Here is a 21,899-nt window from a genome sequence, read left to right on the forward strand (position 1 = left end):
AAGGGATGCAGTGACCGAAACGAACGATGCCTGGCCGGAACTCGTCGTGGACTCGTGGCAGGACACCCGCGACACCGTGCACATGTGGACGCAGATCGTCGGCAAGGTGCGCATGGCTCTGGCTCCGCCGCTCAACCACTGGTGGGGCGTGACGTCCTACGTCGATGCGTCCGGACTCACCACCTCGCTCATGCCCTACCGAGGCGGCGGAGTCGAGATCCGCTTCGACTTCCTCCGACACCGGCTGACCATCGAGACCACGTGGGGCGACGCACGCGAGATGGAGTTGCGGCCGCGCACGGTCGCGGACTTCCACGACGAGTTCTTCGCCCACCTCGAGGCGCTCGGGGTCCACGTCTCGATCATGGGCTCCCCTGTCGAGGTCGACCCGTCGATCCCGTTCGCCGAGGACACCGTGCATGCCGGCTACGACGCCGAAGCGATGACGCGATACTGGCGCTCGCTGGTGTCGGCGCATCGGGTGTTCTCCGCGTTCCGCGGCGGGTTCCGCGGGAAGTCCAGTCCGTCCCACTTCTTCTGGGGGGCCTTCGACCTGGCGGTGACCCGGTTTTCGGGTCGCCCCGCGGCGCAGCATCCGGGCGGGGTGCCCAACTGCCCCGACTGGGTGATGCACGAGGCCTACAACGAGGAGGTGTCGAGCGCCGGGTACTGGCCCGGCGGGGCGTCGGAGGGCATCTTCTACTCGTACGCCTACCCGCAACCCGACGGCTTCGACACCGCGGTCGTCGAGCCGGCGCAGGCGTACTTCGATCGCGATCTCGGCGAGTTCGTGCTCCCCTACTCGGCGGTGCGTGAGGCCGAGGACGGCGATGCCCTGCTGCGGGAGTTCCTCGAGAGCACTGCACGCATCGCCGCGGACCTCGCGGAGTGGCCCGACGGTCAGGGCAGGATCGAGTCCACGTAGCCGCCGTCGACTCGCAGTGCGCCGCCCGTGGTGGCCGACGCGAGAGATGAACTGAGGTAGACCACCATGTTGGCGATCTCCTCGGGCTCGATGAGTCGCTGGATCAGGCTCTGCGGGCGGTACTTCACCATGAACTCGTGCTGCGCCTCGTCCCACGGCAACTCGTCGCCCACCAGATCGCGGACGAAGGTCTCGACACCTCCCGTGTGTGTCGGTCCGGCGATGACGGAGTTGACGGTCACGCCCGAGCCGGCCGCCTCCTTCGCGAAGCCGCGCGACACCGCGAGCAGCGCGGTCTTGGACATGCCGTAATGGATCATCTCGGCCGGAATCACGACGGCCGAGTCGCTGGCGATCGACAGGATCCGGCCCCAGCGCCGGTCCTTCATACCCGGAAGGTAGGCGCGGATCAGACGCACGGCGGCGAGGACGTTGACCTCGAAATAGCGGCGCCACTCGTCGTCGTCGATCTCCAGAGCCGGTGTGGCGCCGAAGATTCCGAGATTGTTCACCAGGACGTCGACATCGGGGTGTGCCTGCACCAGGGCGCGTGTGCCGTCCTCCGTGCTGACGTCCGCCGGGGCCGCGACGACCGTCGCGTCGGGTACCTCCGCGGTGAGACGGTCGAGTGCCGCACCGACGGACGCGTCGGACCGGCCGTTGATCAGCACGGTCGCTCTCGCTCGGGCGAGGCCGACGGCGATGGCGTAGCCGATGCCCTGCGTGGAACCCGTGACGAGGGCTGTCCGGCCGCTCAGATCGATCTGCATGTGTCCTCCTGGTGTCAGGTACGGGTCAGCAGCATCGGCAGGTGGTCTATTCCTGCCTCTAGATAGTTCGGCCCGGTGCGCACGAAGCCGAGGCGCCCGTACCACTCCTCCAGGTAGGCCTGGGCGGAGATCGCGACGTCGGTGCCCGCGAACTCGATCGCCGCCCGCACCAGGTCGGCGGCCAGCCCGCGTCCGCGTGCCGCCGACGCCGTGGCGACGCGGCCGATGTGGGCCGGCACCTCGTCCTGCAGCACCCGCAGTGTCGCGAGCACGTCGCCGTTCGGCTCCTCCGACCAGAACAAGGTGGTCGTGGGTTCGAGATCGCGCCCGTCGATCTCCTGCTCGCCGACGATGCCCTGCTCGTGGATGAACACCTCGGTGCGCAACTGCAGGACGCGGTACAGCGCAACGGGATCGACGTCTCGAACGGTGGCGTGATGGATGCTGGTCACCGCACCACTATCCCAGGGCCGCGAACCCCACCGGATCCGAGAGCAGGGTCGCGACGGTGGACAGGAACTTCGAGCCCTGTTCGCCGTCGACGAGCCGGTGGTCGAACGAGAGGCTGAGGGTCGTGACGTGTCGCAGCGCGATCTCCCCGCGGTACTCCCACGGCTGACGCCGGACGGCCCCGAAGCACAGGATGGCGGCCTCGCCTGGCGTGAGGATCGGGGTGCCCGAATCGATGCCGAACACGCCGATGTTGGTGATCGTGATCGTTCCGTCGGCCAGCTCTGCCGGACCGGTCTTCCCCTCCTTGGCGACGGCGGTGAGCGCGGACAGTGACGAGCACAGATCGCGGAATCCGAGGGTCTGCGCGTTCTTGATGTTGGGAACCATCAGCCCGCGCGGTGTCGCCGCGGCGATACCGAGGTTCACGTACTTCTTGGTGACGATCTCGTTCGCCGCCTCGTCCCACGACGAGTTGAGGCTCGGGTGCTCCCGGACGGCGATGAGCAGGGCCTTCGCGACGAGAGCGAGCGGCGTCACGCGGACACCGGCCAGCAGTGGGCTCGCCTTCAGCTCGTCGAGCAACTCCATCATCGGTGTGACGTCGACGGTGACGAACTCGGTGACGTGCGGCGCGGTGAACGCGCTGCGCACCATGGCCTCGGCGGTGTGCTTGCGGACGCCCTTGATCGGCGTGCGCTCCTCGTCCGCGTGCGGCGCGGAGGAGACGGCCAGGTCGTCGCGGGTCACGTTGCCGTGCGGTCCCGTCGGGGCCACGGTCGCGAGGTCGATACCGCGCTCGCGCGCTTCCTTGCGTACCGGCGGCGCGGCCAGGGGCCGACGACTCGATGCCTCCTCCGCGACGCCGTAGCCGACGAGGACGGGCGTCCGCGTCGGCGCGGCCCCGACCGTCTCGGACTCCGCCTTCTCGACCGACGGCTCGGGACGCGCGTCGGCTGCCGCCTCGTCGGCGGTCTCGGGCGAGGCCGGACCGGTCGTCGCCGGACCCGCCACCTCGATGTCGAGGAACGGTGCGCCCACGTCGATGGTGGTGCCCTCTTCGGCGTGCCGCGCCACGACCACGCCGGCATAGGGAGACGGCAGTTCGACGGACGCCTTCGCGGTCTCGACCTCGGCGATGGTCTGGTTGAGCGTGATGGTGTCGCCGACGTCGACCGACCAGGTGAGCAGCTCGGCGTCGGCGAGCCCCTCGCCGAGGTCCGGCAGCAGGAATGTCTTGACCGTGGACATGGCGGATGCTCCTCGTGAGTGCACTCGTGAACGCTGTGTGTCAGGTCACACAATCACCACGCCGCACAGTGCGCAAGAGACGGTCGACCGAGTGAGCACGATGACCAACGGCGGCGGTCGAGCGAGGCAGTCGGTCGTGCACCGTGCGTCAGCGCAGTGCGGCCACGATCTCGCGCGCGGTGTTCTGGTGACTCGCCGCCGTGGGGTGCAGCGGCACCACCGCGTCCGGAGACGTCGGCACCGCGCCGACCATCCAGCTGTCGGCGGCGCACACGTCGTGGTCACGGGTGGTCGGCGCGAGGTCGACGAACGTGGCGTCGTGCGCGGCGGCGGCGCGACTCATCACCGAGTTGAGCTGATCGATGCGGGCCTGTAGGTAGGTCGCGTCCGCGGGCCGCACGGGCTGCGAGTCGAGGCAGCCGCCGGGCCGGATGCCGGTGGGATACCCGACCATCACCACCTGCGCGGCCGGCGCCCGGCGGGCGATCTCGTCGAGGATCGTGTCGTACGTCGCGGCGAACGCGTCGATACGGTCGCTGTAGGTGTCCGGACGATCGGAGCACGATGGCGTCAGAGGAGCCGGGAGCACGCTGATACAGCCCGCCGCGAGCTGAACCAACTGGATGTCGTTGCCGCCGATTCCCAGGGTGACGAGCGTGGTGTCCGGACCGAGCGCGTCGAACTGCGGTGCGGCGACTCCGCCGCCGAGCCCGGTCTGCGGTCCCGCGAGGTTCTCGCTCTCCGCGGCGCCGCACGTCACGTCGCGCACCGTGTCGATGCCGAGTTCGCGAGCGACGAGCGTGGGGTAGTTCACCGCGGACCGGCCGCAGATCCCGGACGGTGTCTGCGGTGCGATTCCGCTGCCGGCGGAGAACGAATCTCCCAGTGCGACATACGCACCGGGTGCCGGCGCGGCGGCCGCGGGAGCGGCGGACAGAGTGCTCGCGGCGGCGGCAGCCGCCACTGCGACGACGAGTCGGCGTGTCGACATGCGCGCAGTCCTAGTCGGCGTCGTTCGATGCTTCCGACTCCGCGACGTCGGGTGCGTTCTCCCGCGTCGCCATACCGCCGGCGCCGCCCTGATCGGCGGGTCCGGGACGACCGCCCTTGGGCTCGTCGGTGGAGTCGTTCGTCGTCGTCTTCTCGGCCATGGACTCAGCGTAAACGGCCGTGGCGCCGTCGGACGTCGAAAGGTCGGGACCGGGTGCGCGCATCCCTACCGCCGCCAGTTCGAGCGCCGCGAGCGAGCGGACCACGGCGGGGTCGCCCGCGCGCCAGGCGCCGGCGGGATCGGGATGGATGTGCGTCAGTTCCGTCAGCGGTCGCCGCGCGAGAGCACGCAGCGCGAAGAGGTCGAGGTCGGCGCCGGACCGGAGAAGCGCCGCCGCGGCGGTGGCCTGCCGGGCGAAGCGGATCCGCCGCGGGAGCCACAGGAGCAGCAGCGCGACGATGGGGAGCAGGGCGACGGTGACACCGAGGAACGACGCCAGCGCCTCGACCGCCGCGACCTGCGCCTCACCTGCGCCGCGCAGTGCGGCGCCGGCGTCCCCGGCCCGGTCGAACGGTGTGCGGACGTCGTCACCGATGAGTGGGACGGAGGACACCCGTTCGCCCGCGGACCGAAGGTTGTTCTCCAGTCCGCTTCCGGCGTCGGCGATCTCGCGTCCGGGCGCCGCCAACGCCATCACCGCGTCGTGCAGCGCCAGGCCCACCCGGATCCAGACCACGGTCCACACCGCGACCACCACGTCGGCGACCACCTGGCGGGTCCGGCGGGCGGGCAGCTCCGAGTAGAGGGTCATCACACGGACTCCGACCAGACGCCTGTCGCGAGGAAGTGGTCGATGCAGGCGCGGTGTGCGTCGAGGTTCATGCCGTGGCTCGTCACCCAGGCGTCGTCGTAGTAGGTGCCCTCGTAGCGCTCTCCCCCGTCGCACAGCAGCGTGACGATGCTCCCCTGCTCTCCGCGAGCCTTCATGTCCGCTGCCAACCGGAACGCGCCGACGAGGTTGGTCCCGGTCGATCCACCGGCGTGCAGGCCCGTCACCTGGTCGAGCATGCGGACGGCCGCCACCGAGGCGGCGTCGGGGATCTGCACCATGTGCTCGATGACGGCGGGGACGAACGACGGCTCGACGCGGGGCCGACCGATTCCCTCGATACGCGATCCGGTGCCGACGGCGTCGCGGGTGTCGTCGCGCCACGCCTCGAAGAACGCGGATCCCTCGGGGTCGACGACGCACACCCGGGTGGGCACGCGCCGGTAGCGGCAGTACCGGCCGATGGTCGCGCTGGTGCCACCGGTGCCGGCGCCGACCACCACCCAGGTGGGGACGGGGAACCGTTCGAGGGCCATCTGATCGAAGATGGAGGCGGCGATGCTGTTGTTGCCGCGCCAGTCGGTGACCACCGACGCATTGGTGAACTGGTCGAGATACAGCCAGTCCTTCTGCGCACCCAGTTCCTCCGCGACGTCGTACACGGCACCCGAGTGCTCGACGAGGCGACAGATGCCGCCGTAGCGCTCGATCAGCGCGATCTTCGTCGGGCTGGTGGTGGCCGGCATGACCGCGACGAACTCGAGGCCGATGAGCCGGGCGAAGTACGCCTCCGACACGGCGGTCGACCCGGACGACGCCTCGACGAGCGTGGTGCGGGGCCCGATGTCCGCGTTGGCCAGGCCGAAGAGGAAGAGCGACCGCGCGAGCCGATGCTTGAGCGATCCGGTGGGGTGGACCGACTCGTCCTTGAGGTAGAGATCGATGCCCCACTCGGCCGGCAGTGGGAAGGGATGCAGATGAGTGTCCGCGCTGCGGTTCGCGTCGGCCTCGACGATGCGCAGCGCGTTCTCCACCCAGGAACGGTCCTCGATTCTCATGACGGTCATTCTGTCCGACGCGCGGCCCCGCTCGGTGGTTGACTGCGGTGGTCAGGGGGAACTCGACCTGTCGAGCCCCCACCTTCACGAGAGGCACCTGTGACGACCGCATACATCAATGCCATCTCGACCGCCGTTCCCGAGCACGACGTCCACGACGACTTCGTCGCCTACGCCGACAGCACGTTCACGCTGCGACGTAAGCAATTGCTGTTCCGCCGCATGGCGGATCGCGCGCAGATCTCGCACCGGTGGTCCGCGTTCCCGTCCATCGCCAGTTTCTACGGCGACGATCCCAACGCCGTCGACACGCAGGCGCGGATGCAGGAGTTCGAGCGCACCGCTCCCGGACTCGCCGTTCGTGCCGTCGACGGGCTCGGCCTCGGCGACGCGGCAGGGGACATCACCCATCTCATCGTCCTGACATGTACCGGGTTCTACACTCCGGGAATCGATTTCGAGATCATGAAGCAGTGCGGCGTGCCCACCACGGCAGAGCGCACCCAGGTCGGTTTCATGGGCTGCTTCGCCGGCATCAACGGTCTCAAGCTCGCCCACCACATCGTGCGCTCCGAGCCCGCCGCGAAGGTGCTCGTGGTCAGCGTCGAACTGTGCTCGCTGCACATGCAGCAGACCGACGATCTCGAGACGATGCTGTCGTTCCTGGTGTTCGGCGACGGCGCCGCGGCCGTGCTGGTCACTGCCGAGTCCACCGGTCTGGCCATGGACTCCTTCCAGGCCCTCATGATCGAGGACTCCCGCGACCTCATCACCTGGCGCATCGGCGGCATGGGGTTCGACATGGTGCTCTCCGGCAAGGTGCCGGGCTCGTTGTCACGCGCGTTGGACGAGACCACGATGAAGACGGTGCTCTCGGGGGCGGAGACGTCGTCGATCGACCTGTGGGCCGTGCATCCCGGTGGTCGCTCGATCCTCGACGCGGTGGAGGGCGCGCTGCACCTCGACGCAGACGCTCTGACGTCGTCGCGCCGCGTGCTCGAGAACTACGGCAACATGTCGTCGGCCACCGTGCTGTTCGTGCTCGCGGACATGCTCGAGCGGGGTGACACCGGGTCGGGATGCGCGATGGCGTTCGGACCCGGACTCACCGCCGAGACCATGCTGTTCCACGCAGCCTGATCACCCCAGCCGTTCGATCGACCCAGCCGTTCCGTCAATCCAGCAGGCGCGTGGCTTCCTCGCGTAGTTCGATCTTGCGGATCTTGCCGGTCACGGTCATGGGAAAGGCATCCATGACGCGCAGGTAGCGCGGAATCTTGTATCGCGCGATGCGGCCGTCGCAGTAGGCCCGGAGATCGTCGACGGTCATGGCCGCGGCGCCCTCACGCAGACGGATGCAGGCCATCAGTTCCTCGCCGTACTTGTCGTCGGGCACACCGATGACCTGGGCGTCCAGGATGTCGGGGTGGGAGTACAGGAACTCCTCGATCTCACGGGGGTAGATGTTCTCGCCGCCGCGGATCACCATGTCCTTGATGCGCCCGGTGATGGCGACGTAGCCGTCGTCGTCCATGGTGCCGATGTCGCCCGTGTGCATCCAGCGCTCGGAATCGAGTGCCTCGGCGGTCTTCTCGGGGTCGTCCCAGTAACCGAGCATCACGGAGTACCCCCGTGTGCACAGTTCACCGGGCTCTCCGCGGGGAACCGTCTCCCCGGTGACGGGGTCGACGATCTTCACCTCGAGATGCGGTCCGACTCGTCCGACCGTGGACACGCGCTGCTCGATCGTGTCGTCGGAGCGGGTCTGCAGTGACACCGGGGACGTCTCGGTCATCCCGTAACAGATGGAGACCTCCGCCATTCCCATGACGTCGATGACCTGCTTCATCACCTCGGTGGGACAGGGTGATCCGGCCATGATGCCCGTGCGCAGCGACCGAAGATCGTGCTCCGCCAGGTCGGGAACGGCCAGTTCCGCGATGAACATGGTGGGAACTCCGTAGAGCGAGGTGCACCGCTCGGCGGAGACCGCGGCCAGTGTCGCTGCCGGATCGAACGACGGTCCCGGGATCACCATGGTCGAACCGTGCGAGGTGCAGGCGAGGTTTCCCATCACCATCCCGAAGCAGTGATAGAACGGCACGGGAATGCAGACACTGTCCGCCTCGGTGTAATGGCAGAGCTCGCCGACGAAGTAGCCGTTGTTCAGGATGTTGCGGTGGCTCAGCGTCGCGCCCTTGGGGAATCCCGTGGTGCCGGAGGTGTACTGGATGTTGATGGCGTCGTCGGGACCGAGTTCGGCAGTGCGCCGGTCGAGTTCGTCCACATCGACGGACTCACCGTCGGTGACGAGGTCGCTCCAGTCGTCGGTGCCGATGTACACGACGTGGGCCAGATCGGTGCACTCGCCGCGCACGGTGTCGATCATCGAGGCGTAGTCCGAGGTGCCGTGCGCCCGGACCGCCACCAGCATGGTGGCGCCGGACTGGTCGAGCACGTACTGCAGCTCGTGCGCACGGTAGGCAGGGTTGATGGTCACCAGCACCGCGCCGATCTTCGCGGTGGCGTACTGGACGATGGTCCACTCCGGGCAGTTCGGTGCCCAGATCCCCACGCGATCCCCGCGACGGATTCCGCGCGCGAGCAGGCCGCGGGCGAGATCGTCGATGTCGGATCGCAACTCGTCGTACGTCCACCGGCGACCGGACGCGACGTCCACGAGAGCGTCCGACGAGCCCACCCGCGCGGCGGTGCGATCGAAGTTCCGTCCGATCGTCTCGTCGAGCAGCGGCGTGTCGGTCGGGCCGGACGAGTAGGAAGTCTGCGGTGACAAAGTCGCTCCTCGAGGCTCGGGTACCTCCGCGACGCTAATCCATGGGACGGCCGCCCGTCTGCGGTTTCCCCGATTTCGGTTAATCATGATTCATCGAAGTGGCGGTGGTTTCGTTCGGCGTTCACCGGGGGTCCCTATGCTTCGTCGATGCCGCTGCAACGACGACTGACCACGCGCGACGCCGTCGTCATCGGCGTGGGGTCGATGGTCGGCGCCGGGGTGTTCTCCGCCTTCGGCCCGGCCGCGGCGGCCGCGGGTGGCGGGCTGCTGGTCGGGCTCGCCGTCGCCGCCGTCGTGGCGTTCTGCAACGCGACGTCGACTGCCCAGCTCGCCGCGGTGCACCCCACGTCCGGCGGCGCCTACGCCTACGGGCGAGCGCGACTCGGTGACCGGTGGGGCTTCCTGGCGGGCTGGAGCTTCGTGGTCGGCAAGACCGCGAGTTGTGCCGCCATGGCCCTGACGTTCGGCGCGTACGCGTGGCCCGAGCACGCACGGGCGCTCGCCGTGATCGCGGTGGTGGCGCTGGCGGCGGTCAACTGCCTGGGCATCACCCGCACCGCGTCGGTCACGCGCGTGCTCGTGGCGGTGGTGCTCGTCGTGCTCGTCGCGGCACTGATCGTCGGTGCGACGGGCTCGTCCACCGTGACGGGCGCCGGGTTCTCGGCGACCTCGGGTCCGGTGGGCGTTCTGCAGTCCGCGGGGATCCTGTTCTTCGCCTTCGCCGGGTACGCGCGCATCGCGACACTCGGAGAGGAGGTGCGGGACCCGGCGCGCACCATCCCCCGCGCCGTGGTCGGCGCCCTCGCGTGCGCGGTCGTGATCTACGCGGCCGTCGCAGTGATGCTGCTGCACGTTCTCGGGGCGGACGCACTCGCGCGCTCGACGGCTCCGGTGGCCGCTGCGATGGACGCGGTCGGGGCGCACTGGGCGGGCCCGGTGGTGCGCGTCGGGGCATCGGCCGCGGCTCTCGGAGCCCTGCTGGGACTGATCGCGGGGATCGGCCGCACCACGATGGCGATGGCGCGGGAAGGGGACATGCCGCGATACCTCGCGCACGTCGACGAGCGCCGCTCGGTTCCGCGCGCCGCGGAGATCACCGTGGCCGCCGTGGTGGTGGTCGTGGTTCTCACGCTCGACGTGCGGAACGCGATCGGATTCTCGTCGTTCGGAGTTCTCGTCTATTACGCCGTGGCCAATGCCGCGGCATTCACGCAGACCGGTTCCGATCGCCGGTGGCCGCGGGCACTGCAGATGCTCGGGCTCTGCGGCTGCGTCCTGCTGGCGGTCACACTGCCCGCGGCGGCGGTGGTGGTCGGAATCGGGGTTCTGTCGGCAGGGTCGGCCGGACGGTGGATGCTGCAGCGCCGGCGCGCACTGCGGTCATGACATCACTACTGCCCTGACGTCACTGGGCAGAGTTGTACGCCTCTTCGACCTCGGCCGGAATACGTCCGCGGCTCGAGACCGTGTACCCGTTCTGATTCGCCCACTCGCGAATGGCTTTGGTCTGCAGAGGATCTCGCGGAGACGAGCCGACCTGCGTCGCCGTTCCGGTCGCCTTCTTCGCCGTGGCCTTCTTGCCACGTGACGACACCTTCGTGGCGTGCTCGGCCCAGTAATCGAGTTGCTTGCGGAACTCCTTGGCATTCTTCACACCGAGGTCGATCTCGTACTCCACACCGTCGACCGAGAAACCGATGGTCTCCCCTTTACCCGATTTGATGGGTGCGCCGTCGATATCGTCGACCAATTCCACGAAGACCTGTTTCGCCATGACGCTGTGGTTCCTTTCGATGATGAGTTCCCCGACCGAACCGGACATGGATTCATCGAGCCGTCGTCGACTCGTGGGTCCGACCACCATCGCGGTTCTTCCGCCAGAGTTTATCCATCTCGAAGCCCGATTAGCGAGTCACCGCCAATTCCGGTTCGATGTCGTGTACTCGTGCCGGTCCTTCGATACCGCACGGTTCGGTCGTTCGAGGTCACGCGGCTCGGGAAATATTCTCCGCCGGGCGGGCGTTCGCACCTGAGAAGTCTTCTTTTTCTCGAAAGGGTGAACGCACGTGGCCGTACCACTGTCCGTACTCGATCTCGCACAGGTCGGCGAGGGTGAAACTCCTCGAAGCAGTTTCGATGCCAGTGTCGCGTTGGCCCGCCTCGCGGAGGAGAGCGGATATCGGCGAGTCTGGTACGCGGAGCACCACAACATGCCCTCCATCGCGTCCTCGGCGACGTCGGTCCTCATCGCACACGTGGCCGCGCACACCTCGTCCATTCGCCTCGGATCGGGTGGAGTGATGTTGCCTAACCATTCTCCGCTGACCATTGCCGAGCAATTCGGAACGCTGGCCACACTCCATCCGGACCGTATCGATCTCGGTCTCGGCAGAGCGCCGGGATCCGATCAGACCACCATGCGTGCTCTGCGCCGTGACCCGTCGTCGGCCGATTCCTTCCCGCAGGACGTTCTCGAACTCCAGGGCTACCTGTCGGGTTCGAGTCGGGTTCCGGGAGTGCAGGCAGTGCCGGGCGCGGGAACCGATGTGCCGCTCTACATTCTGGGATCCTCGCTCTTCGGTGCGCACCTCGCAGCACATCTCGGCCTTCCGTATGCCAACGCGTCGCACTTCTCTCCCGACTCGCTCGAGGAGGCCGTGGCCGTCTATCGGGACACGTTCCAGCCGTCCGCACAGCTCGCCGAGCCCTACGTCATCGCCGCCGTCAACGCGACGGTCGCACCGACGTCCGCTCGCGCGCACGAGCTGTTCACGGCCGGTCTGCGGCGCCGGGTGGTGCAGATGGTGGGACGCGGCCGTTCCTTCTCCGAGGAGGAGGTCGACATGATCATGGACTCGCCCGCTGGCCGACAGATTCAGGGAATGGTGAAGTACTCGGCCGTCGGAACGCCGGCGGAGGCGTCGGACTACATCGATCGTTTCGCCGCGCACGCCCGGGCCGACGAGGTCATCGTCGCCAGCGGTATCGACGACACCGACGAGCGACTGCTCTCCTACCGCCTGCTCGCCGAGCAGCACCTGCACGCCACCGCGGCCTGACGCCGCACGACCGACGCCGCCCGCGCGATGACTTTTCCGCCCGGGCGGTGTCGGTAGTGGTGAGTGGCCCTGACGCCGGGGCCGACGACACCACACCAGGAGACACCATGTCCGGCATGATCTTCGTCAACACCTTCGTCCAGGACGTCGCCGCGAGCCGCGCGTTCTTCACGTCGCTGGGATTCTCTTTCAACGACACCTTCAGCGACGAGAACACCGCGTGCCTGATCGTCAACGAGCAGGCCGTCGTGATGCTGCTGAACGTCCCGCGCTTCAAGGATTTCATCCGCGACGACGTCGCGGACCTCTCCACCTCGCGCGAGATGCTGTTGGCCGTGTCGGCCGACAGCAAGGAGGCCGTCGACGCCATGGCCGACGCGGCGCTCGCCGCGGGCGGCAGTGACTGGATGGATCCGCAGGACCACGGCTTCATGTACGGGCGGTCGTTCCGCGACCTCGACGGTCACGTGTGGGAAGTGACCTGGATGGACCCGGCCGTCGCCTCGGGCGAGGCCACGCCTCCCGACATGTGAGCCGCGGCAGGTGACCCGGGCTCAGCCCGGGTACACCGGTGGCAGTCCGAACCGATCGAACAGCGTGAGATCGAAGAAGCACGCCACATGCGCGACGCGGGCGTCGATGATCTCGAGGACGTGCAGCTGGAACGGGCGGTGCACCCCGTCCTCTCCGAGCATGTAGAGGCCGAAGGCCGGCTGCCCGTTGGCGGTGGTCGCCATCATCCGCATCGACTCGGGGCCGGTCGCGGGACACTTCGTCGAGATGAGGGCGCCGATGTCGGCCGGGCCGCGGTACCACCCGGTGAACGGCGGCATCTCCCAGACAGCCTCTGCGGCGAAAAGTTTCACGATGCCGTCGATGTCGTACGTCTCGAATCCCTCGACGTAGCGTCGCAGCAACTCTCGCGTCTCCGGCGACTCCGGCTCGGACACGGAGTTCTCGTCGGGCATGATCGCCTCGATCTGGCCGCGCGCACGTTGCAGCAGGCTGTTGACTGCAGCAGTGGAGGTGCCGAGCAGTTCGGCCACCTCGGACGCCTTCCACTGCAACACCTCTCGGAGTACGAGGACGGCTCGCTGCCGCGCGGACAGATGCTGCAACGCGGCCACGAACGCGAGCCGCACCGATTCACGCGAGCCGATCAGCGATGCCGGGTCGTCGTCCACCGGATCGCCGAACGGCGGCGCCGGCTCGAGCCACGCGATCTCGTGGCGCTCGACCAGCTCGTCCGACGGATCGGACGACGGCGTACCCAGCCCCGACGGCATCGGTCGGCGCTTGCGGCCCTCGAGCGAGGTGAGGCAGGTGTTCGTGGCGATGCGGTAGAGCCACGTGCGCAGCGACGAGTCGCCCTTGAAGTTCGCGTACCCCTTCCACCCTCGGACCAGGGTGTCCTGCACCAGATCCTCCGCGTCGTGGATGGATCCGGTCATGCGGTAACAGTGCGCGAGGAGCTCGCGGCGGTACGGTTCCGCGAGAGTCATGAAGTCGTTGCCGAGCTCCTGCGTCGCAGTCATGCGAGGAGGATAGTCCTCGCATGGACGACTCGCCGAGGAAAATTTCGGGGCTTCGTGATGAGTTTCCGTGGCGTACGCGGTCGACAGTCACATGACCACACACCTCACCCGCGCCACCACCACCACCGCACCGTCCCGCGGAGCCGTTCGAGCAGGATGGATCGTCAGCGCGCTGGTGGTCGTCTTCATGCTGTTCGACGCCGTGATCCATCTGCTGAACCTGGACGTCGTGAAGGACGCGTCCGCCGAACTCGGACTCCCCGTCGACATGGCCCCGAAGATCGGCGTCGTCTGCCTCGTGATCGTGACCCTGTACGTCTTTCCGCGGACCGCGCCGCTGGGTGCCGTCCTGTTGACCGGCTACCTCGGTGGAGCGGTGATCACGAACTGGCGCACCGACCAGCCACTCGTCAGCACGGTGTTCTTCGCGATCTACGTCGGCATCGCCGCGTGGCTCGGACTCTGGCTGCGTGACGGCCGAGTCCGAGCCCTGCTCGCAGGCTGAGTCACACCACCGAGGACCGGAAGGATCGGAGCCGCAGGCTGTTGGTGACGACGAAGACCGACGACAGCGCCATCGCGGCACCGGCCAGCATGGGGTTGAGCAGTCCGGCGGCCGCGAGCGGGATCGCCGCGACGTTGTAGGCGAAGGCCCAGAAGAGATTGACCTTGATGGTGCGGAGGGTCGCGCGCGAGAGGCGCACCGCGTCGACCGCGACGCGCAGATCTCCCCGCACCAGCGTGAGGTCGCCGGCCTCGATCGCGACGTCGGTGCCCGTGCCCATCGAGAGTCCGAGGTCCGACGTCGCCAGTGCCGCAGCATCGTTGACGCCGTCACCGACCATGGCGACGACCTTGCCCGACGCCTGCAGCTCGCGGATCGCGTCCACCTTCTGCTCCGGCAGCACACCGGCGATGACGGTGTCGATACCGACCGAGGCGGCCACCGTGCGGGCTGCGGACTCGTTGTCACCGGTGAGCATGATCGGGTCGAGACCCAGTGCGCGGAGCTCCGAGACCGCCTGCGCGGACGTCTCCTTCACGGTGTCGGAGACCGCGATGACGGCGCGGGCCTCGTCGTCCCACCCGACGACCACCGCGGTGGCCCCGGTGGCCTCGGCGTCCTCGAAGGCCGTCTGCAGAGCACTGGGCAGTGCGCCGCCCACCAGGCCGGGGCGTCCGACGACCACGCGGTGGCCGTCGACCGTCGCGGTGACACCGCGTCCCGCCGTGGTGGTGAAGTCGGTGGCGGCGACGGGCTCTCCGTGCGCGGTCCGGTACGCGTCGACGATCGCGCGGGCGACCGGGTGCTCGGAACCGGACTCCGCCGCCGCGGCGAACCGCAGCGCGTCGTCGCGAGCGTCTCCCACGACGGACTGCACGCTCATGACACCGCTGGTGATGGTGCCGGTCTTGTCCAGCACGATCGTGTTCACGCGGCGGGTGCGCTCGAGCACCTCGGGTCCCTTGATGAGGACGCCGAGTTGGGCGCCGCGTCCGGTGCCCACCATCAGGGCTGTCGGAGTGGCCAGGCCCAGTGCGCATGGGCACGCGATGATGAGGACCGCGACGGATGCGGTGAACGCGGCGGACCAGCTGCCGCTGACGAGAACCCAGCCCAGCAGGGTGGCCAGGGCGAGACCGATGACGACGGGAACGAAGACGCCCGAGATGCGGTCGGCCAGGCGCTGCGCCTCGGCCTTGCCGTTCTGCGCGTCCTCCACGATGCGGGCCATGCGCGCGAGCTGCGTGTCCGCGCCCACGCGGTCGGCGACGACGGTGAGCGCGCCACCCACGTTGACGGTCCCGCCCGTGACCGTGGCGCCCGGACCGACCTCCACGGGGATGGACTCACCGGAGATCATCGACGCGTCGACGGCGGACGTGCCGCTCTCGACGGTGCCGTCGGCGGCGATCTTCTCGCCCGGTCTGACGACGATGCGGTCTCCGACCACGAGCTCGTCGGCGGGCACGCTGACCTCACTGCCGCTGCGCAGCACGGTCGCGTTCCTGGAGCCGACCTCGAGCAACGCACGCAGGGCGGCGCCGGCGCTGCGCTTGGACCGCGCTTCCAGATACCGACCCGCGAGCAGGAACGTCGTGACGCCGGCCGCAGCCTCGAGATAGATGTTCGCGCTGCCGTCGCCCCGCGAGACGGTCAACTCGAAGGCGTGGCGCATGCCGGGCATGCCCGCATGACCGAAGAACAGTGCGTACAGCGACCAGCCGAAGGCGGCCAGCGTGCCCACCGACACGAGGGTGTCCATAGTGGTCGCACCGTGCCGCGCGGTGGTGAGGGCGGCGCGGTGGAACGGCAGCCCGCCCCACACGACGACGGGCGCGGCGAGGGTGAGCGAGAGCCACTGCCAGTTGTCGAACTGCAGCGGCGGGATCATCGCCATCGCGATGACGGGAACGGACAGCAGCGTCGACACGAGCAGACGCGTGCGCAGGGGATCGGACTCGGCTGCGGCGGCATCGGACTCGGCTGCGGGAGGGCCGGCCGGTCGGTGGGGTTCGTGCACGGTCGCGGTGTAGCCGGCCTTCTCGACGGTGCCGATGAGGTCCCCGGTCTCGACGGTCGCGTCCGTGGCGATGCTCGCCTTCTCGGTGGCGTAGTTGACCGTCGCGGTCACACCGTCGAGGCGGTTGAGCTTCTTCTCGATGCGGTTGGCGCACGACGCGCAGGTCATGCCGCCGATGTCGAGCTGGATGTTCGCGGCCTTCTCCCCGGTGGTCACGGCTGAGCCAGCTCGTACCCGGCCTCGTCCACCGCGGCTGCGAGGGCAGCGTCGTCGACAGGTGTGTCGGACTCGACATCGACGCGTCCGGACTCGAGGTCGACGCGGACCGAGGTGACTCCCTGCAGGGCGCTCACCTCCTCCGTCACCGCTGAGACGCAGTGCTGGCAGGTCATTCCGACGACGGTGACAGTCTTCGTGGTCATGAGAACTACCATACCCCCCTACGGTATGCCGTCAACCCCGTGTCGCCCGGCGTTCGGCGGCTCGACACCTCCTGTGGTTAGGGTGGACGAGCCCGGTACACACAGGGTGACCGAGCTCCGATCCGGGAGCACTGGGAAGCGAGAACTCATGGAGCCAGTCGAGCAGACCTGGCGCACCGCCGAGCATCCACGGCCGGACCATTTCCTCCTGCACATCAGTGACACGCACCTGGTCGGCGCCGGCGAGTTGTACGACGCGGTCGACAGCGAGGCGCGTCTTCGCCAGATCTTCGCGGAGCTCGAGGCGACGGGTGCCCGGCCGGAGGCTCTGGTGTTCACGGGTGATCTCGCGGACAAGGGCGAGCCCGACGCATACGACTCGTTGCGCGCGCTGGTCGATCCGGTCGCCGCAGCCCTGGGGTCCGAGGTGATCTGGGCGATGGGCAACCACGACGACCGAGCGGCGTTCCGTCGCGGCCTGCTCGACGAGCGCGGCTCGACCGAGCCCGTGGACAGGGTCTACGACATCGGTGGACTGCGAGTCATCACGTTGGACTCGACCGTCCCCGGCCACCATTACGGCCAGATCTCCGAGGAACAGTTGCGGTGGCTCGCAGCAGAACTGGCGATGCCGGCGCCGGACGGCACAGTGCTCGCGCTGCACCATCCGCCGGTTCCCTGCGTGCAAGATCTCGCGGTGTTGGTGGAACTCCGCGACCAGGACTCGCTCGCGGAGGTGCTCGCGGGCAGCGACGTGCGGGCGATCCTCGCGGGACACCTGCACTACTCCACGTCCGCGACCTTCGCCGGAATCCCGGTGTCGGTGGCGTCGGCAACCTGCTACACCCAGGACCTCAACGTCCCGGTGGGTGCGCAACGCGGGCGCGACGGGGCGCAGGCCTACAACCTGGTGCATCTGTACCAGGACACGGTGGTCCACTCGGTGGTGCCCATCGGGACGGGCGACACCGTCGGCACCTACGTGTCGGCCGACGAGGCCGCCCAGCGCCTGCACGATGCCGGCGTCGTCATCGCCGACGCTCCCCAGAAGGCGATCAGCCGGCAGTCGTAGCTGTGGCGATCAGCCGGCAGTCGTAGCTGTGGCGATCAGCCGGCAGTCGTAGCTGTGGCGATCAGCCGACCGGTGTGACGGCGTGTTCCCAGGGCGCCGGCACCGGGAAGTAGGTGCTCAGGAACGTCGTCACCGCCGCTGCGCGCTCGTCGGCGTCGATCTCGGGGAAGCTGCCGTCGTTGAGGCAGAAGAAGTCCATCGACCGCTTCGCGAGCAGGCGGTCCATGTCCCGCAGTCCACTGCGCATCGTCGTGTCGACGTACTTGACCGAGGCCTGCGTCTGCACCACGGCGCGGCCGGTGAGCAGGGCGTAGTAGTGGTACAGCGAGTTGGTCACCGAGATGTTGGAGCTCGCGCGGAATCGACTGGCGGCCGTGGCCGCGAACTCGTCGGGGAACTCCTTCTCGAGCTCGAACATCACACTGCGCCGGAGCGGCACGGGAGCGTGCTCGAGGTGGCGCGTGGTGATGCGACCGAAGCGGTCGTGGAGCAGGCGACGGTTGACCCGCGCGGCGTTCTCGAATCCGCTGCGCTGCTCGTCGTTGGCGCCCAGTCCGATCCGGGTTCCCGCCTCGACGAACATGCTGATGCCGCCGGGTGAGAAGAACATCTGGGGACCGACCGGGCGGCCGAAGAACATGTCGTCGTTCGAGTACAGGAAGTGCTCGGCGAGACCGTCGATGTGGTGGAGCTGGCATTCCACGGCCTGCGAGTTGTAGGTGGGCAGCACGGAGGTGTCGGTGAAGAACTCCTCGCTGCGCACGAACGTGACGTCGGGATGGTCGTCGAGCCACCCCGGCTTCGGTGAGTCGGTGACGACGAAGATGCGCCGGATCCACGGCGCGTACAGGTGTACCGAGCGCAGGGCGTACTTGAGTTCGTCGATCTGGCGGAAGCGGGCCTCGTGATCGTCGCCCTCGCCCACGACGACCTCACGCAGCATCGCCGCGCGTTCCGCCTGCCACTCCACGTCGGTGCCGTCGACCCAGGAGAAGATCAGGTCGATGTCGAAGTCGATGTCCGACGCGTGGTCGGCGAACATGTTCTCGATGGTCGGCCAGTGTCGGCCGAAGCGCTCGACCGTGCCACGCACCGCCTCGTCCTGACGGATGGTGCGTCGGGTCAGCGAGTTCTCGACGGGGAGAACGATCGTGTCGTCCGAGAACTCCCACAGTTCGATCTGGATGCCCTTGCCGGATCCGTAGAAGAGCCCGCTCGGGCGGTGCGCACGAGGGCGGAACAACCGGAAGATCCGCGCCTGCGTGGCCGACGCCAGGAGTCCGTCCGCGATGAGCAGGGCCGGGGATCCCTTGACGTCCATCGGCTTGGAGTAGAACGGCTCGTCCGCGCAGGCCGCGACCAGGGCGTCGCGCAACGTCGGCCTGTCGTGCCTGTCGATGGCGATGACGGGCCGCTCGTCGTTGCCGCGGACGAGCAGGTACTCGATCGCGGTCGCGTCCAGCACATCGCGGACGAACAGGAGGTCCTCCACCATCGCCTCGTGGGGCGTCGTGGTGGTGATGGACAGTGCGAACTTGTCCTTGACCCACACGATGTCGGAGCGCTCGGTCAACCGGTGTCGGGACGCCGCGGACGCGACGCGCGCCCGCTCTATCTCGCCGCTGTCGGGCGGGACGAGGTAGACATCGGGCGTCTCGACGTTCTGCAGGGCTGGCGGCTGTGTGATGGTGGACCTTCCCGACGTGCTGGTGGGCGAGCCTGTACGGCGCTGTGACCTGCTCATTCTAAGTGATGCCGAGGGTGGGTCCGGACCACGGGAGTCATCGGCCGCGAAGCTGGCCGAGTGCGTCCTGCACGTGCGTCAGGTGTCGGCTCATCGCCTCGGACGCGGCCTCGCCGGACCCCGAGTCGATGGCGTCGACGATGCTCTCGTGCTCGACGTTGGACCGGTGCCGACGGTCGGGCAGCAGGTTCACCATCTCGGACTGCTGCGACAGGGCCTCGCGGATCTCGGTGATGACGGCGGCGAAGACGTCGTTGCCGCTCGCGGTCGCGATGAGCAGATGGAACTCCGCGTCGAGACGGACCCACTCCTTGGGATCGTTCTCGGCGATCATCCGATTCAACAGGCTGCGGATCGCGTCCATCTGCTCCGGTGTCCGCCGTTCGGCAGCGAGTGCGGCGGCAGGAATCTCGATGTGCGGGCGGGCCTCGCGCAGGGACTCGACGGAATGGTTGCCGAAGACTCTGTCGGTCTCGACGGTCTTCGCCAGGACGAACGTTCCCTTGCCGGTGTGCGTCTCCGTCAGTCCGAGAGCCGTGGTCGAGCGCAGTGCCTCGCGGACCACCGACCGGCTCACGCCGAAGCGCGTCGCGAGAGCGGCCTCGGACGGGAGCTTGGTGCCGACCTCGAGTTCGCCGCTCTCGATCGCCGAACGCAGCTCGCGCAGGACGGCCTCGGCCGCCCCCACGCGCGTCACTGTGGCCTGTTTGCTGGCCCAACTGTCCGACAGGGTCATGGCGTCACTGTGAACGAGGAATGGTGGTCAGGCAAATCGGACGTGCACAGGACGATATTCGCGGTTCTAGTCTCAGCGCTAGAGATCGAGAGAGAGCCCGATGGAACGGTGATCGGGTGCAGTCCGACACACATCTGTGCACTCGGTCGACTGCCGGATCTACGGTCGAGGGGAACGAAGGAGTTCACATGGCGCACAGCATCGTCACCGTCACAGGCGCGGCCGGCAGCATCGGCTACGCGGCACTGTTCCGCATCGCATCGGGTGCGATGCTCGGTCCGGACACGTCCGTCACGCTGCGGCTTCTCGAGATCCCGCCGGCACTGCGCGCAGCCGAGGGCACGGCCATGGAACTGCACGACAGTGCGTTCCCCCTGCTGCGGTCGGTGGAGATCCACGACGATCCGGTCGACGCCTTCGACGGCGCGAACGTCGCGTTGCTGATCGGGGCTCGCCCTCGTACCGCGGGGATGGAGCGCGCCGACCTGCTCGAGGCCAACGGGTCGATCTTCGGGTCGCAGGGCGCCGCTCTCGAGGCGGGCGCCGCGTCCGACATCCGGGTGGTCGTCGTGGGCAATCCCGCCAACACCAACGCGGCCATCGCCGCGGCGCACGCACCCAGCATCCCCGCAGACAGGTTCACCGCGCTGACCCGGCTCGATCACAACCGCGCCGTCGCGCAACTGTCCGCTCGTGCGGACGTCCCGGTGGGTGACATCTCGCGGGTCAGCATCTGGGGCAACCATTCCGCCACGCAGTACCCGGACATCTTCCACGCGCGGGTCGGTGACCGGTCGGGCGCCGAGTTCGCCGCGGACACCACCTGGCTCGAGGACGTCTTCGTGCCGACGGTGGCGCGCCGCGGTACCGCGATCATCGAGGCGCGCGGTGCGTCGTCCGCTGCCTCCGCGGCGAACGCCACCATCGATCATGTGCGCGACTGGGTCCTGGGCACTCCTGCCGACGACTGGACATCCGTCGCACTCCCGTCGACGGGTGCGTACGGCGTGCCCGAGGGACTGGTGTCCTCGTTCCCCGTGCGGTCCTCCGGCGGCGCCTGGCAGATCGTGGAGGGCCTCGAGATCGGCGAGTTCTCCCGGCGCCGTATCGACGCATCCGTCGCGGAACTGCAGGCCGAGCGCGAGGCTGTCACGAGACTCGGGATGCTGCCGAACTGACTCGACCGTCCATGTCCCGCCGTCGAGGCTGTCGTGGCCACACCGTGTAGGTGATCGCGGCGACGACGTAGACGGCGAGCACGACGAGGGGTACGGGCATGAAGGCCGTCAGCGCCTCGGTTCGCTCGGGAGACCCGACCAGCGCGACGAGGCCGGCGAGCAGCCCGACGGTGACGGCCACGGCGATCAGGGTTCTGACCACGTCCGCCCAGCACGCTCTCGCATAGGCAGCGCCGTGGAGACGAACCGGCGCGGGCCCGCCGCGGAAGTGGTGGGCCACTCGCACGTCTGCCCAGCGAATCATGCGGTGTCCGTACGCGATCGAGAAGCCGATGTAGGCAGCGGCCAGCGCGTGATGCCACGTGGCGGTACTGCCCGACCGCAGGTCGATGACGGTGGCGCAGAGCAGGACGAGATCGACGACCGGGGCGCAGGCCAGAACCACGGCACCGGCACGAGGTCGCCGTGCGCCGTGCGCCGTACCGGAGCGTGAGGCCGGCGGCGATGGCCACCCAGAATCCGATCTCGCACGCGACGATGACTGCCAGAACCATGAGCGC

General features: G+C 68.4%; 22 protein-coding genes. 8 read left to right on the forward strand and 14 right to left on the reverse strand.

Features of this window, described 5'->3' with window-relative positions:
- Positions 1–10 precede the first annotated feature (10 nt).
- The gene (locus J4E04_RS00975) at positions 11–925 is read left to right on the forward strand and encodes a DUF5996 family protein (protein WP_490149711.1); all 915 of its coding nucleotides are present in this window, start codon (positions 11–13) and stop codon (positions 923–925) included.
- Here the strand turns inward: J4E04_RS00975 and J4E04_RS00980 are convergent.
- The 6 genes from J4E04_RS00980 to J4E04_RS01005 form a co-directional block, all read right to left on the reverse strand.
- Positions 901–1,695, reverse strand: coding sequence for an SDR family NAD(P)-dependent oxidoreductase (locus J4E04_RS00980; protein WP_490149712.1), 795 nt, complete (start codon positions 1,693–1,695; stop codon positions 901–903). The two genes, J4E04_RS00975 and J4E04_RS00980, sit on opposite strands and share 25 nt — an antisense overlap.
- A 14-nt stretch (positions 1,696–1,709) precedes the next feature.
- Positions 1,710–2,147 (reverse strand): GNAT family N-acetyltransferase, encoded by a 438-nt coding sequence (locus tag J4E04_RS00985; RefSeq protein WP_307108072.1) that lies wholly within the window; start codon positions 2,145–2,147, stop codon positions 1,710–1,712.
- Positions 2,148–2,154: 7 nt separating this feature from the next.
- Complete coding sequence (locus J4E04_RS00990) at positions 2,155–3,396, reverse strand: dihydrolipoamide acetyltransferase family protein (RefSeq protein WP_490149713.1); 1,242 nt, start codon at positions 3,394–3,396, stop codon at positions 2,155–2,157.
- A 148-nt stretch (positions 3,397–3,544) separates the two neighbouring features.
- Complete coding sequence (locus tag J4E04_RS00995; RefSeq protein ID WP_222646416.1) at positions 3,545–4,387, reverse strand: SGNH/GDSL hydrolase family protein; 843 nt, start codon at positions 4,385–4,387, stop codon at positions 3,545–3,547.
- A 10-nt stretch (positions 4,388–4,397) separates the two neighbouring features.
- Positions 4,398–5,198 (reverse strand): hypothetical protein, encoded by an 801-nt coding sequence (locus J4E04_RS01000; protein ID WP_490149714.1) that lies wholly within the window; start codon positions 5,196–5,198, stop codon positions 4,398–4,400.
- Positions 5,198–6,283, reverse strand: coding sequence for a PLP-dependent cysteine synthase family protein (locus J4E04_RS01005; RefSeq protein WP_490149715.1), 1,086 nt, complete (start codon positions 6,281–6,283; stop codon positions 5,198–5,200). The genes J4E04_RS01000 and J4E04_RS01005 overlap by 1 nt, the downstream gene beginning before the upstream one ends.
- Before the next feature lie 90 nt (positions 6,284–6,373).
- Here J4E04_RS01005 and J4E04_RS01010 point away from each other — a divergent pair, with 90 nt between their 5' ends.
- Positions 6,374–7,414 (forward strand): type III polyketide synthase, encoded by a 1,041-nt coding sequence (locus tag J4E04_RS01010; protein WP_222632342.1) that lies wholly within the window; start codon positions 6,374–6,376, stop codon positions 7,412–7,414.
- A gap of 34 nt (positions 7,415–7,448) precedes the next feature.
- On the opposite strand, the gene J4E04_RS01015 is transcribed toward J4E04_RS01010, so the two are convergent.
- On the reverse strand, positions 7,449–9,068 hold the full coding sequence (locus J4E04_RS01015; protein WP_490149716.1) for an AMP-binding protein: 1,620 nt from the start codon (positions 9,066–9,068) through the stop codon (positions 7,449–7,451).
- A 147-nt stretch (positions 9,069–9,215) separates the two neighbouring features.
- Here J4E04_RS01015 and J4E04_RS01020 point away from each other — a divergent pair, with 147 nt between their 5' ends.
- On the forward strand, positions 9,216–10,454 hold the full coding sequence (locus J4E04_RS01020) for an APC family permease (RefSeq protein WP_222637890.1): 1,239 nt from the start codon (positions 9,216–9,218) through the stop codon (positions 10,452–10,454).
- A 19-nt stretch (positions 10,455–10,473) separates the two neighbouring features.
- Here the strand turns inward: J4E04_RS01020 and J4E04_RS01025 are convergent, their stop codons facing one another.
- Positions 10,474–10,842: a histone-like nucleoid-structuring protein Lsr2 gene (locus J4E04_RS01025; protein WP_222632680.1), complete on the reverse strand. Its 369-nt coding sequence runs from the start codon at positions 10,840–10,842 to the stop codon at positions 10,474–10,476.
- Positions 10,843–11,134: 292 nt separating this feature from the next.
- On the opposite strand from J4E04_RS01025, the gene J4E04_RS01030 reads away from it, so the two are divergent.
- Positions 11,135–12,127, forward strand: coding sequence for an LLM class flavin-dependent oxidoreductase (locus J4E04_RS01030; RefSeq protein ID WP_490149717.1), 993 nt, complete (start codon positions 11,135–11,137; stop codon positions 12,125–12,127).
- 107 nt (positions 12,128–12,234) lie between these two features.
- A complete protein-coding gene (locus J4E04_RS01035) occupies positions 12,235–12,660 on the forward strand; it encodes a VOC family protein (RefSeq protein WP_027506052.1) in 426 nt (141 codons plus the stop codon).
- A 21-nt stretch (positions 12,661–12,681) separates the two neighbouring features.
- Here the strand turns inward: J4E04_RS01035 and J4E04_RS01040 are convergent, their stop codons facing one another.
- On the reverse strand, positions 12,682–13,662 hold the full coding sequence (locus tag J4E04_RS01040) for a sigma-70 family RNA polymerase sigma factor (RefSeq protein ID WP_056441007.1): 981 nt from the start codon (positions 13,660–13,662) through the stop codon (positions 12,682–12,684).
- Between the two features lie 91 nt (positions 13,663–13,753).
- On the opposite strand from J4E04_RS01040, the gene J4E04_RS01045 reads away from it, so the two are divergent.
- Entirely contained in the window at positions 13,754–14,167 is a 414-nt protein-coding gene (locus J4E04_RS01045) for a DoxX family protein (RefSeq protein WP_490149718.1), read from the forward strand.
- A 1-nt stretch (position 14,168) separates the two neighbouring features.
- Here J4E04_RS01045 and J4E04_RS01050 read toward each other — a convergent pair whose 3' ends face one another.
- Positions 14,169–16,403 (reverse strand): heavy metal translocating P-type ATPase, encoded by a 2,235-nt coding sequence (locus tag J4E04_RS01050; RefSeq protein WP_490149719.1) that lies wholly within the window; start codon positions 16,401–16,403, stop codon positions 14,169–14,171.
- Positions 16,400–16,609, reverse strand: a complete 210-nt coding sequence (locus tag J4E04_RS01055) for a heavy-metal-associated domain-containing protein (protein WP_490149720.1) — start codon at positions 16,607–16,609, stop codon at positions 16,400–16,402. Before J4E04_RS01055 ends, J4E04_RS01050 begins: the two co-directional genes overlap by 4 nt.
- Before the next feature lie 148 nt (positions 16,610–16,757).
- Here J4E04_RS01055 and J4E04_RS01060 point away from each other — a divergent pair, with 148 nt between their 5' ends.
- Positions 16,758–17,681: a phosphodiesterase gene (locus J4E04_RS01060; protein ID WP_222637894.1), complete on the forward strand. Its 924-nt coding sequence runs from the start codon at positions 16,758–16,760 to the stop codon at positions 17,679–17,681.
- 61 nt (positions 17,682–17,742) lie between these two features.
- Here the strand turns inward: J4E04_RS01060 and J4E04_RS01065 are convergent, their stop codons facing one another.
- Together J4E04_RS01065 and J4E04_RS01070 are read right to left on the reverse strand one after the other, a co-directional pair.
- Entirely contained in the window at positions 17,743–19,176 is a 1,434-nt protein-coding gene (locus J4E04_RS01065; RefSeq protein ID WP_373425307.1) for a stealth family protein, read from the reverse strand.
- Between the two features lie 286 nt (positions 19,177–19,462).
- Positions 19,463–20,161: a FadR/GntR family transcriptional regulator gene (locus J4E04_RS01070; protein WP_027506059.1), complete on the reverse strand. Its 699-nt coding sequence runs from the start codon at positions 20,159–20,161 to the stop codon at positions 19,463–19,465.
- Between the two features lie 188 nt (positions 20,162–20,349).
- On the opposite strand from J4E04_RS01070, the gene J4E04_RS01075 reads away from it, so the two are divergent.
- Positions 20,350–21,339, forward strand: coding sequence for a malate dehydrogenase (locus J4E04_RS01075; protein ID WP_490149721.1), 990 nt, complete (start codon positions 20,350–20,352; stop codon positions 21,337–21,339).
- Here the strand turns inward: J4E04_RS01075 and J4E04_RS01080 are convergent.
- Positions 21,311–21,784 carry a hypothetical protein gene (locus J4E04_RS01080; RefSeq protein WP_490149722.1) on the reverse strand — a complete coding sequence of 158 codons (474 nt, stop codon included), beginning with the start codon at positions 21,782–21,784 and terminating at the stop codon, positions 21,311–21,313. The genes J4E04_RS01075 and J4E04_RS01080 overlap by 29 nt on opposite strands.
- Between the last annotated feature and the right edge of the window lie 115 nt (positions 21,785–21,899).

Source organism: Rhodococcus sp. NFXS4 (assembly GCF_058139645.1).